The organism is Actinomadura harenae (assembly GCF_003696215.1).
In the GTDB taxonomy this organism is placed as follows: domain Bacteria; phylum Actinomycetota; class Actinomycetes; order Streptosporangiales; family Streptosporangiaceae; genus Spirillospora; species Spirillospora harenae.
This window is the reverse complement of the sequence record NZ_RFFG01000177.1, coordinates 1-10,194: the sequence shown is the minus strand read 5'-3', so window position 1 is coordinate 10,194 and position 10,194 is coordinate 1. Positions and strand designations below refer to the sequence as shown.

Sequence of the window (10,194 nt, the reverse complement as noted above, 5' to 3'; positions counted from 1 at the left end):
GAACGCGCCGAGCGGCGCCGGGCCCAGGCCGCCGAGGCCGCCGCGCGGGCCCGGGCCGCGGCGGACGACCCCGGCTGACCTCGCCCCCGACGGAAAAGCGGACCGCCGCCATGCAGTAGGTTCGGGGCCGAACGAGATTCGGATCGAGGGGGACATCAGGTGGCGGAACCGCTGACGGAGCAGCCCGTGGACTGGACCGAACCGGGCGCCCACCCGGTCGCGCCCGGCGTGCACCGCATCCCCCTCCCCCTGCCCGTCGCGTCCCTGCACGCGGTCAACGTCTACGTGATCGAGGACCCGGGCGGCCTGGTCGTCGTCGACTCCGGCTGGGCCATGCCCGACAGCCGCAAGGCCCTCACCGGCGCGCTGAAGCTCCTCGGCCACCGGCTCGACGACGTCGCGCAGTTCCTCGTCACCCACGCCCACTGGGACCACTACTCCCAGGCCCTCGAGCTGCGCGCCGAGTTCGGCGGACGCGTCCGGATCGGCCGCGGCGAGCGGCCCTCGATCGAGGCGTTCGACGTCCGGGGCCGCCTGTACCCGCGCCAGGCCGAACTGCTGCGCCGCTGCGGCGCGGACGTGCTCGCCGACCAGATCGCCGAACTCGCCGTGAACGCCGACGAGCGCGACGTGATGCCGGACACCCTGCCGGACGCCTGGCTCGACGACGGCGAGCGCGTCGACCTGACCCGCCGCTCGCTGGACGTCCTCGCCACCCCCGGCCACACGCGCGGCCACGTCGTCCTGCGCGACGCCGCCGCCGGGCTGCTGTTCGCCGGGGACCACGTGCTCCCCCACATCAGCCCGTCCCTCGGCCTGGAGACCGTGCCGGAGCCCAAGCCGCTGCGCAGCTACCTGGCCTCGCTGCGGCTCGTCCGGGACATGCCGGACACCCTGCTCCTCCCCGCGCACGGCCAGGTCACCCCGAGCGTCCACACCCGCGTGGACGAGCTGCTGCACCACCACGAGCAGCGCCTCGACACCGCCGCCGGGCTGATCCGCGCGGGCCACGGCACCGCCTACGAGGTCGCCGCCGCGATGCCGTGGACGCGCCGCCGGCGCAAGCTGGACGACCTGGACGTGTTCAGCCGGATGCTGGCCGTCCTGGAGATCGACGCGCACCTGGACGTCCTCACCGACCAGGGCGTCCTCGTCGCCGACGAGGCGAACGGCGTGCGCACCTACGCGCCCGCCTGACCGGCCGCGGCCCGCCTGGCGCGCCGCGGCCCCCTTCGGGGTCACGCCCTGGGGTCGCGTCCCAGGTAGGCGACCAGGAGATCGCCGGGGTCGGTGGCCTCCGGCACCGGGACGGGCCGCGCGAACAGTGTTCCGCGCGTCCCGGCGGGCACCAGCCGGGGCGCGTGCCGCAGCAGCCGCAGCGCCAGCCCGGCGGGCACCGGACGCCTCGCCCCCGTCGCCCGCCCGACGTCCCAGCCGTGGACGGCCAGCTCCATCGCCCCCGCCACGGCCACGCCGGCGTGCGCGAGGACGCGGTCCCCGACCGTGACCACCACGCCGCCCACCCGCGGCTCGACCAGCCGCGCGATCCCGGCCCGGACCGACGCCACAAGATCGTCCGCTGGGCGGGCCCCGCACACCCGCGGAGCCTCCCGCGCCTCCCGCGCCCTGGGCGGGCCGACGACCCCGCCGGCCAGCGCCTCCGTGAGGGCCGCGACCGAGTCGTCCAGATGACCGAGGAGCACGCGCAGATCCCAGCCCGCGCAGGGCGTCGGACGGCCGAGGGTCTCAGGTCCGGCGTCGTCCAGCCCGCGCATCATGTAGGCCGCGCCGCGCGCCAGAAGCCCCGCCGCGTCCCGGCCCTGCGCGCGCGCCGTGTCCGTGAACCGTCCCCGCCCGCCGCCCTGCTCGCCCCTCGCCCACATCCGCGCTCCCTTCGCCGGATAGGACCCGTGGGACGCCGAGAACTCATCGGCACCTCCGGCCGGGAACCGGCTCCCGCGCCACCCCGGCGAGCTCGACGTGGAGGAAGCCTGTTTAGGCTGGACAGCCCCTTCGTCCCCCAGGAAGGACTGCGATGTTCGAGCGGACCGAGATCACGTCGGCGGACGAGTTGCGCGCCCTGCTCGGCGAGGTGATGCCGCGCGCCGCCGCCAAGGAGCGCCCGCGCCTGCACGCCCGCGACCGCGAGTGGCTCGCCGCCTCGCCGTTCTGCCTGGTCGCGACCAGCGACGCGGACGGCAACTGCGACGTGTCCCCCAAGGGCGACCCCGCCGGACGCCTCGCCCACGTCCTGGACGACCACACGATCGCGATCGCCGAGCGGCCCGGAAACCGGCGCGCGGACGGCTACATGAACGTGCTGTCGAACCCGCACGCGGGCCTGCTGTTCCTCATCCCCGGGAGGAACGAGACCCTGCGGATCAACGGCCGCGCCCGCCTGCTGCGGGACGCGCCGTACTTCGACGCGATGGTCGTCAAGGGGCACCGGCCCCTGCTGGCGCTGGAGGTCGAGATCGAGACGATCTTCTTCCACTGCGCCAAGTCGTTCCTGCGGTCGGAGCTGTGGAAGCCCGAGACCTGGGACCCCGGCGCGCTGCCCTCGCACGCGCGCATCACCAAGGACGTCATGGCGACGCCCGAGACTGTGGAGGAGCTGGAGGCGTACTACGGGGAGTCCTACGCCCAGCGGCTCTACAAGTCCTGAAACAGGACGGAACGGTCCACTCCCGGGACCCCGTCCACGGCTGGGAACCGGCCCCCGCACTCGCCGCGGGGGCCGCCACCCGGTACGTCAGCCGCTCTTGCGGCGGAACTGGCGCTGGTGGTCGGCGCGCTCGTGGACACCCTTGACCTTCGAGCCCGCCCCGCCCCCGTTCCGCCCGCGGCTCTCGGACGCGGACCGCTTGCGTTCCAGGGCCTCCCGGAACCTGCGCTTGACCTCGTCCTCGCCGGCGTCGTTCCCGCCGGCGTCGTTCTCGGTCGAGTCGGCCATATGGACCTCCACTTTTTCGTTGGGCGGTTCCAAGCCTCGCACGTCCGGCGACCTCCCGCGTTTCCGGGCCGTCCGCTTAGAGCTGAGCGGTCACCTGGACCACCGCCCCACCAGAGCCCTAACCGCGCTCCTCACGGCGCGGGTGCGCGCGCCCCCCGAGCCCGCTCTTCTCCCGCCTCTCGCGGCCCTGGTCCTGCCCGTGCTCGGCCGGCGGGCCGCACCACCGCTCCAGCGCCTCGCGGATCTCGGCCGTCCGGCGTTCCGGCGTGGTCTCGTCCGTCGCCCAGGCGACGTACCCGTCGGGGCGGACGAGCACGGTCGTGCGCGTCGGCCCGCCCGCCGGGACGCACCGCACGCGCCCCGCCCAGTGCCGGTCCGCCAGGTAGCTGACCGCCGGGTCGTTCGTTGCGACGACCAGCACGAACCGGCCGTCCCGCAGCGCCCGGTGAAGATGCCCGCCGCCCGCCAGCCGGACGTCCGGGGCACGCCGCCCCGTCAGCCGGTGCGAGCCGCGCGGCGCGCGGTAGGAGATGTCGATCCCGGACACCAGGCCCGCCATCCGCCGCGCCACCGGCGGGATCCGGGTCGCCGCCCCCAGCAGGACGTCCCGGCCGAACCGCGCCGGACGCCCCTCCAGCAGCAGGCCGCGCAGCAGCGCGCCGCTGCCCAGCACCACGGCGCGCCCCACCGGATACCGCTCCTCGTGGTAGCTGTCGAGCAGCCAGGACGGCGCGCTCCCGCGCAGCTGCGCGACGAGCTTCCAGCCGAGGTTCGCCGCGTCCTGGATGCCGGTGTTCATCCCCATGCCGCCGATCGGGGAGTGCACGTGTGCGGCGTCCCCGGCGAGGAAGACCCGTCCCACCCGGTAGCGCGGGACCTGCCGCTCGTCGCTGTGGAACCGCGACATCCAGCGGACCTCGCCCATCCCGAAGTCGCTGCCGAGGACGTGCTGCAGGACCACGCGCAGCTCCCCGGCGTCCACCGGGTCCGAGTCGGGAACCTGGTGCTCCCGGTCCCAGGCGATCACCCGGTACCAGCCGTCCCCGAACGGCGCGACGAACGCGATCGCGTCACCGGAGCCGCCGACCGTCAGCACCTCCTCCGGCGGGTCGGCGAGCCGCACGTCCGCGAGCATCACCGACTCGAGCACCGACTGCCCGGGGAACGGCAGCCCGACCGCGTCGCGGATCTTGCTGCGCACACCGTCCGCGCCGACCACGTACGCCGCCCCGGCCGACGCCTCCCGGCCGTCCGCGCGGTACCGCACCTCCGCGCCGTCGCCGTCCTGGCGGAGCCCGGCGACCTCGGCGCCCCGGACGATCCGCGCACCCGCGTCGAGCGCCCGCCGCTCCAGCACCCGCTCGGTCTCGTACTGCGGCGTGACCAGGACGAACGGGAACCTTCCCGGCAGCGCCGACAGGGCGAGCCGGGACCCGCCGGGCACCCGCACCGACTCGACCCGCCGCCCCGTCCGGAGCAGCTCGTCGGCGACGCCGCGGATGTGCAGCGTCTCCAGCGTCCGCGCGTGGACGGCGAACGCGCGCGTCAGGTTCGGGACGTCCGCGCGGCGCTCCAGCACCGTGCAGTCGACCCCGGCGGCGGCCAGGTCCCCGGCCAGCAGCAGCCCGGCCGGTCCTGCCCCCACGATCACCACGTTGTCGGCGCGCGCCATGGCGGCACCCCTCTCCAGCGGAGTCCGGTGCCCGGGACCCTTCCCCGGATATCGCCGCCCTCACCGCAGAAGGGGCATGCCAGACCGCCCCTTGACCACACACGGCCGCAGAGCAGGCCGGAGCGGGGCCTCCCGCCGGGTGCCCGGCGGAAGACCCCGCGACCAAGATCACACTGTGGGGATCGGGGTCACGCCTCGCGGGCGCGCAGGTTCAGCCCGAGGGCCCGGAACTGCTCGACCGGGTGGTGGTAGCCGCGCTCGATGTGGTGGACGCCCCGCAGCGTGGACGGCCCCTCGGCGACCGCGGCCGCGAGGACGGCCGAGAACCCGGCCCGGATGTCCGGCATCGTCACGTCGCCGCCACGCAGCTTGGTCACGCCCCGGACGACCGCCGAGTGCAGCGCGGCCGTGTCGTGGTACCGGCAGGCGGGCCCGCCGAGGCAGGTGTCGTAGACCTCGATCTCCGCGCCCATGCTCTGCAGCGCCGGGACGTAGGCCAGCCGGTTCTCGTACACCGTCTCGTGCAGCACCGACATGCCGTCCGCCTGGGTGAACAGCACCATCAGCGGGGTCTGCCAGTCGGTCGCGAACCCGGGGTGGGTGTCGGTCTGGACGGCCGCCGCGCGCAGCCCGTCCGGCGCCGACGCCATGATCCACTCGTCGGTGATCTCGAACCGCGCGCCCATCCGGTCCAGCGTGGTGATCGCGGTGACCAGGCGGTCCTGCGGGCAGCCGTGCACCCGCACCTCACCGCCCGTGACCAGGCCCGCGACCAGGTAGGAGAACGCCTCGATCCGGTCGCCCGCCAGCCGGGTGCGCGCGCCGTTCAGCCGCGGCACGCCCTCCACCACGATCCGCCGGTCCGGCGCGAACGAGATCCGCGCGCCCATCCGCTGCAGGAACAGCGCCAGCTCGATGATCTCCGGCTCGGTCGCGGCGTTGCGGATCACCGTCTTGCCCTGCGCCCGGACGGCCGCCAGCAGCACCGTCTCGGTCGCGCCCACGCTCGGGTAGGGCAGCGTGATCCGGGTCCCGACCAGGCGGCTCGCGCGGGCGTGGATGCCGTCCTCGGCGATCTCCACCTCCGCGCCGAACGCGCGCAGGGCGTCCACGTGGAAGTCCACCGGACGGCGCCCGATCGGGTCGCCGCCGACCAGCGGGACGAACGCCTCCCCGGCCAGGTGCAGCAGCGGTCCCAGCATCAGGATCGGGATCCGGTTCAGCCCGGTGAACGCCTTCGGGACGTTCGGCTCGGCGACCGTCCCCGGCACGATCGTGATCTCCCCGTCGGCGCGCTCCACGCGCATCCCGAGGTGCTCCAGCATCGCGCCGGTGATCCCGACCTCGCCCACGTCGGGCGTGTTGGTGATGGTGCTCGGCCCCTCCCCCAGCATCGCCGCGACCATGTGCTTACTGACCGCGTTCTTGGCCCCTCGCACGGTGACGTCGCCGCGCAGCGGCCCGGACGGCTCGATCTCCCACACCTTCTCAATCACCCGAGCAGCCTATGACCGGCCCGCGACGGCTCCAACCTGGACGCCCGGTATCGTCCGCTACGGTCGGCTCCATGGAGCTTCCATCCCTCACCCTCCGCCCCGTCCGGGAAGACGATCTCCCGTTCCTGGAGTCCTTCTTCGCCGACCCCCACATCGCGGGCGAGATCGCCTGGCACGGCTACGACGATCCGCGCCGCTGGTCCCGGCGCTGGCACCAGGACGGCCTGCTCGGCGAGGACAGCAGCATGCTGCTGGTCGTGAGCGGCGACGAGCGGGTCGGGTTCGTCGGCTGGCGCAAGGTCCCCGTCACCCGGATCACCCACCACTACAACTTCGGTATCGGCCTGCACCCCGACCACCGCGGCAAGGGCGCCGGGACGCAGGCCCAGCGGCTCCTCATCCGCTACCTGTTCGCCTACACCCAGGTCCACCGCCTCGAGGCGGACACCGAGATGGAGAACCTCGCCGAGCAGCGCGTCCTGGAGAAGCTCGGCCTCACCCGCGAGGGCGTCATGCGCGGCTGCTCCTTCCGCGACGGGGCCTGGCGCGACGGCGTCCGCTACTCCATCCTCCGGACCGACCCGCAGCCCTGACCGGGGCCCGCGGCTCACGAGCAGCCCTGGAACTCCGGCACGGTGCCCACCAGGTTCGTGAGCCCGGACGCCCCGAACCACTTCCGCAGCAGCCTCGGCGCGGTGCCGTCCTGGTACAGGCGCGTGATCGCCTTGTTCACCGCCTCGCAGCCGTCCACGTCGCCCTTGCGCAGGCCGACGCCGTACGGCTCCTCGGTGAACGGGCGGTTCAGGATCCGCACCGCGCCGCCGTTCTGCGCGGCGAACCCCGCCAGCACGAGATCGCCCGTGGACACGGCGTCCAGCGACCCGTCCAGCAGCTTCCGGACGCACGCCGAGTACGACGGCTCCCGCACCAGCGCGGCGTCGATCCCGAGCCCCCGCACCACCCGGGACGTCGAGACCGAGCCGCTCGCCTCGCACATCCTGCGTCCGCCCAGGTCCCGGACGCCCCGGATCCGCCGTTCCCCGCTCCGCACCATGATGTCCTGGTGCGCCACGTAGTACGGCCCGGCGAACGTCACCTTCGCCGAGCGCTCCGCGGTGATCGAGTACGAGGCGAGCACCAGGTCCACCTTGTGCCCGTTCAGCAGCGCCTCCCGGTCGTCGGACGTGACCGCCGCGTACCGGACGTCCGACGCCCCGACCCGCCGGGCGATCTCCCCGCCCAGCTCCACCTCGAACCCGCTGAACACGCGCCCGCCCGCGTCGGCCAGCCCGAGCCCCGGCTGGTCCGCCTTGACCCCCACGACCAGGGTCCGCTTCGTCGCGACCGAACCGGCCGTCGCCGCGTCCGCGGCGCACCCCGCCGACACCAGCGCCAGCCCCGCCGCGGCGGCGACCCGTAGGACAGTTCCCATCCCCCTACGGATAACGACCGGACGCGTCCGTCAGATGAACGCCGGGCGAGATGTACGGGTTGACGACAGAAACTCCCCCTCGCCGGGCCCCGCGCATATACGATCACCGACACGGACGGGTCCACGACGGGGAATCGAGGTTCGGCCATGGCGGCGGAGTGGGCGCCCCAGGGCATCGACACGAGCAGACCGAGCGTCGCGCGCGTGTACGACGTCGCCCTCGGCGGCAAGGACAACTTCGCGGTCGACCGGGCCGTCGCGCAGCGCCTCCAGGACGGCCTGCCCGAGATCATGAGCATGGCCCGGGTCAACCGCGCCACCCTCGGACGCGCCGTCCGGCTCATGGCCGAGAACGGCGTCCGGCAGTTCCTCGACCTCGGCGCGGGCCTCCCCTCCGCCGACAACACCCACCAGGTCGCCCAGCGCGTCGCCGCCGGCTCCCGGGTCGTCTACGTCGACAAGGACCCGATCGTCCTCGCGCACGGCCGCGCCCTGCTCGCCGACGACGACCGCACCGCCGTGATCACCGCGGACCTGCGGGACCCCGCGACCGTCCTCGGCCACCCGGAGGTCGCCCGCCTGATCGACTTCTCCCAGCCGGTCGGCGTGCTCTTCGTCGCGATCCTGCACCACCTGCACGACGACGAGGACCCCAAGGGCGTCCTGGACGCCTACATGTCCGCCGTGCCGTCCGGGAGCCACCTGTTCGTCTCGCACTTCTGCGACTTCGGCCCGCTCTCGCAGGAGCTCCAGCGCCGGTTCCTGGAGCTCCTCGGCACCGGCCGCTTCCGCACCGCGAAGGAGATCACCACCTTCTTCGACGGCTACGAACTCCTGCCGCCCGGCGTCGTCCCGAACCCGCAATGGCACCCGGACGAGCCCTCGACCGACGAGCTGTCCCTCGCCCAGCAGATGCACTACGCGGGCATGGCCCGCAAACCCTGACCCGCCTCAGCCGCGCGCCGGAGGACGCCCCCGCTCCGCGATCAGCCCGAGCTGCTCCCCGGTCAACGCCGGAACACCGCTCGGACGCGCCGCCTCGGGCCGCAGCCCGTCCAGGAAGAACCCCAGGCACCGGCGCCACGCCCCCGGCGCGACCTCCATGCTCTCCCCGATCACCCGGGACATCCCGAGGACGAGCAGCGCCACGTCGGTCACCTCGAAGTCGGGGCGCAACGCGCCCGCGTCCCTGGCCCGCCCGATGATCCGGTCCAGGTCACGCATCCCGCGCCCGCAGGCCTCCTCCATCCCGGACTCCGCCGTGAACCGCCTGGCCAGCGCCTCGTTCAGCCCCCGGTCCTCGGCCTGAAGCGCGAACACCCCCTCGACGAACACCACGAACCCGTCCCACGGGTCCGGGGCGTCCAGGGCGTCCGCGGCCACACGGTCCACGGCGGTGAGCCGATCCTGGAAGACCGCGTCGACCAGCCCGTCCCGGGTCGGGAAGTGGTTGTACAGCGTCCCGATGCTCACCCCGGCCTCGCGCGCGACGTCCTCCAGCGGCGCGGCCAGCCCGCGCCGCGCGAACACCTTGCCCGCGGCCGTCACCAGCTTCTCGCGATTACGTCTGGCGTCCGCACGCAGCGGCCGGGATTCCATGGCGGTCATGCCCGCCATTGTACGAACCTGAGGACATCCTCAACTTTGTGCTAGCGTGCCTCACAAGTTGAGGGTCTCCTCAAGTTGTGTCTGCGAAAGGGTCGCCCATGTCCGAACGCCACACTGGAACCGCCGTGATCATCGGAGCCGGTCCGGGGTTGGGCATGTCGATGGCCCACCGCCTGGGACGGGAGGGCCATCCCATCGCCCTCGTCTCCCGCACCGGAAGCCGCCACGCCGCGTACCTCGCCGAGCTCGCCGACGCCGGAGTCACGGCGTCGTCGTTCCCCGTGGACGTCCGCGACCCCGAGCGCCTCCGCGACACCCTGACGGCCATCGCCGCCTGGCAGGGCCCCGTGGACGTCCTGTACTACGGCCCCGGCGCGGTCGACGATCCCAACACGATGCCCCGGCCGATCACCGAGACGTCCGGCGCGGACGTCAACGAGACCATGAAGCTCGTCCTCCCCGCCGTGGACGCCGTCCAGGCGGTTCTTCCCGGCATGCGGGAGCGCCGGTCCGGAACGCTGCTGTTCGCCGGCGGCATGAGCTCCGTCGTCCCGCTCCCACCGCTCGGCGCCCACGCCCTCGCGGCCGCGGCCCTCCGCAACTACGCCCTCACGCTCAACGCGGCCCTCACCCCGGACGGCGTCTACGCGGGAACCCTCACCATCGGCGGCGTCATCGACCGCGGCGACATCCACCGCCACATCACCGCCGATCCCGCCCGCTACGGCGACCTCGCGGCCCAGACCCTGAACCCGGACGACATCGCCAACGAAGCCTGGCTCATGACCACCAAACGCGACCGCGCCGAGACCGTCTTCACCCTCACCCCCACCACCTGAGAACCCCACAAACACAAAAAGGCCCCGCCACGAAAATGGCGGGGCCTCCCCCAACACACACGCAAACAAAAAGGAGTGGGGCCCGCCACAATGTGGCGGGCCCCACCCAATATAAGTCCGGCGGCGTCCTACTCTCCCACACAGTCTCCCATGCAGTACCATCGGCGCTGAGGGGCTTAACTACCGGGTTCGGG

Annotated in this window: 11 protein-coding genes and 1 rRNA gene; 5 read left to right on the top strand and 7 right to left on the bottom strand. The window is 73.6% G+C overall.

The window, feature by feature from the left end; genetic code table 11:
- Window positions 1-186 precede the first annotated feature (186 nt).
- The gene (locus EBO15_RS41290; protein ID WP_233616827.1) at window positions 187-1,197 is read left to right on the top strand and encodes an MBL fold metallo-hydrolase; all 1,011 of its coding nucleotides are present in this window, start codon (window positions 187-189) and stop codon (window positions 1,195-1,197) included.
- A gap of 41 nt (window positions 1,198-1,238) precedes the next feature.
- On the opposite strand, the gene EBO15_RS41285 is transcribed toward EBO15_RS41290, so the two are convergent.
- Window positions 1,239-1,883: a TIGR03086 family metal-binding protein gene (locus tag EBO15_RS41285; protein ID WP_122199895.1), complete on the bottom strand. Its 645-nt coding sequence runs from the start codon at window positions 1,881-1,883 to the stop codon at window positions 1,239-1,241.
- Window positions 1,884-2,035: 152 nt separating this feature from the next.
- Here EBO15_RS41285 and EBO15_RS41280 point away from each other — a divergent pair, with 152 nt between their 5' ends.
- A complete protein-coding gene (locus EBO15_RS41280) occupies window positions 2,036-2,665 on the top strand; it encodes a pyridoxamine 5'-phosphate oxidase family protein (RefSeq protein WP_122199894.1) in 630 nt (209 codons plus the stop codon).
- An 87-nt stretch (window positions 2,666-2,752) separates the two neighbouring features.
- Here the strand turns inward: EBO15_RS41280 and EBO15_RS41275 are convergent, their stop codons facing one another.
- The 3 genes from EBO15_RS41275 to murA form a co-directional block, all read right to left on the bottom strand.
- A complete protein-coding gene (locus tag EBO15_RS41275) occupies window positions 2,753-2,953 on the bottom strand; it encodes a DUF5302 domain-containing protein (protein WP_122199893.1) in 201 nt (66 codons plus the stop codon).
- Between the two features lie 118 nt (window positions 2,954-3,071).
- Window positions 3,072-4,625: an FAD-dependent monooxygenase gene (locus EBO15_RS41270; RefSeq protein ID WP_122199892.1), complete on the bottom strand. Its 1,554-nt coding sequence runs from the start codon at window positions 4,623-4,625 to the stop codon at window positions 3,072-3,074.
- 188 nt (window positions 4,626-4,813) lie between these two features.
- The gene (gene murA, locus EBO15_RS41265) at window positions 4,814-6,121 is read right to left on the bottom strand and encodes a UDP-N-acetylglucosamine 1-carboxyvinyltransferase (protein ID WP_122199891.1); all 1,308 of its coding nucleotides are present in this window, start codon (window positions 6,119-6,121) and stop codon (window positions 4,814-4,816) included.
- 71 nt (window positions 6,122-6,192) lie between these two features.
- Here murA and EBO15_RS41260 point away from each other — a divergent pair, with 71 nt between their 5' ends.
- A complete protein-coding gene (locus tag EBO15_RS41260) occupies window positions 6,193-6,714 on the top strand; it encodes a GNAT family N-acetyltransferase (RefSeq protein WP_122199890.1) in 522 nt (173 codons plus the stop codon).
- Window positions 6,715-6,728: 14 nt separating this feature from the next.
- Here the strand turns inward: EBO15_RS41260 and EBO15_RS41255 are convergent, their stop codons facing one another.
- Complete coding sequence (locus tag EBO15_RS41255) at window positions 6,729-7,553, bottom strand: glutamate ABC transporter substrate-binding protein (protein ID WP_122199889.1); 825 nt, start codon at window positions 7,551-7,553, stop codon at window positions 6,729-6,731.
- A gap of 147 nt (window positions 7,554-7,700) precedes the next feature.
- On the opposite strand from EBO15_RS41255, the gene EBO15_RS41250 reads away from it, so the two are divergent.
- Window positions 7,701-8,498, top strand: a complete 798-nt coding sequence (locus tag EBO15_RS41250; protein ID WP_122199888.1) for an SAM-dependent methyltransferase — start codon at window positions 7,701-7,703, stop codon at window positions 8,496-8,498.
- A gap of 6 nt (window positions 8,499-8,504) precedes the next feature.
- Here EBO15_RS41250 and EBO15_RS41245 read toward each other — a convergent pair whose 3' ends face one another.
- Window positions 8,505-9,161 carry a TetR/AcrR family transcriptional regulator gene (locus EBO15_RS41245; RefSeq protein ID WP_122199887.1) on the bottom strand — a complete coding sequence of 219 codons (657 nt, stop codon included), beginning with the start codon at window positions 9,159-9,161 and terminating at the stop codon, window positions 8,505-8,507.
- 98 nt (window positions 9,162-9,259) lie between these two features.
- On the opposite strand from EBO15_RS41245, the gene EBO15_RS41240 reads away from it, so the two are divergent.
- Window positions 9,260-10,000, top strand: coding sequence for an SDR family NAD(P)-dependent oxidoreductase (locus tag EBO15_RS41240; protein ID WP_122199886.1), 741 nt, complete (start codon window positions 9,260-9,262; stop codon window positions 9,998-10,000).
- Between the two features lie 115 nt (window positions 10,001-10,115).
- Here the strand turns inward: EBO15_RS41240 and rrf are convergent.
- A 5S ribosomal RNA gene (rrf, locus tag EBO15_RS41235) occupies window positions 10,116-10,194 on the bottom strand; the annotation flags it as partial.